The 445-nt window shown below is 61.8% G+C and carries 1 protein-coding gene; it reads right to left on the bottom strand.

The features are described from left to right. Window positions 1–431, bottom strand: a 431-nt coding sequence (locus SB816_RS29900; RefSeq protein WP_410547975.1) for an LptF/LptG family permease, incomplete at its 3' end; no start/stop codon positions are given. Between the last annotated feature and the right edge of the window lie 14 nt (window positions 432–445).

The raw sequence follows: 445 nt of genomic DNA, 5'->3' as shown, positions 1-445 counted from the left end.
AGCAGCGAGATTTCGTCGCGCTGCTGGAAGCGCGCCTTGATCATCTTGCTCTGCTGGTTCGACCACGGCCAGCCGACGAACGCGAAGAACGCGATCAGCAGGATGATCGGCGTCGCGAACACGCCGATCGGCTTGATCAGGCGCGTGAGGCTGACGCCGGACGCGAGCCAGACGACCATTTCGGAGTCCCGGTACCACCGGGTCAGCACGAACAGGATCGACACGAACAGCGTGACGACGAGCATCACGGCGAGATAGCCGATCACGGTCAGGCCGATCAGCACGAGCACGTCCCGCGGATCGATTTCGCCGGACGCGGCGTAGCCGACGATGCGGATCATCATCGTCGTGAGCATGATCGTGAGCAGCACCATGAACACGGCGCCAGCCGTATACGCAAGCTCGCGCTGGAGGGAGCGTTCGAAGATCATTCTTGATGAGAAGA

Origin of the sequence: Achromobacter sp. SIMBA_011 (assembly GCF_046535435.1) — a bacterium.
GTDB classification, from domain to species: domain Bacteria; phylum Pseudomonadota; class Gammaproteobacteria; order Burkholderiales; family Burkholderiaceae_B; genus Achromobacter; species Achromobacter dolens.
The sequence above is the reverse complement of the archived record's forward strand: the minus strand, read 5'-3'. Positions and strand labels throughout refer to the sequence as shown.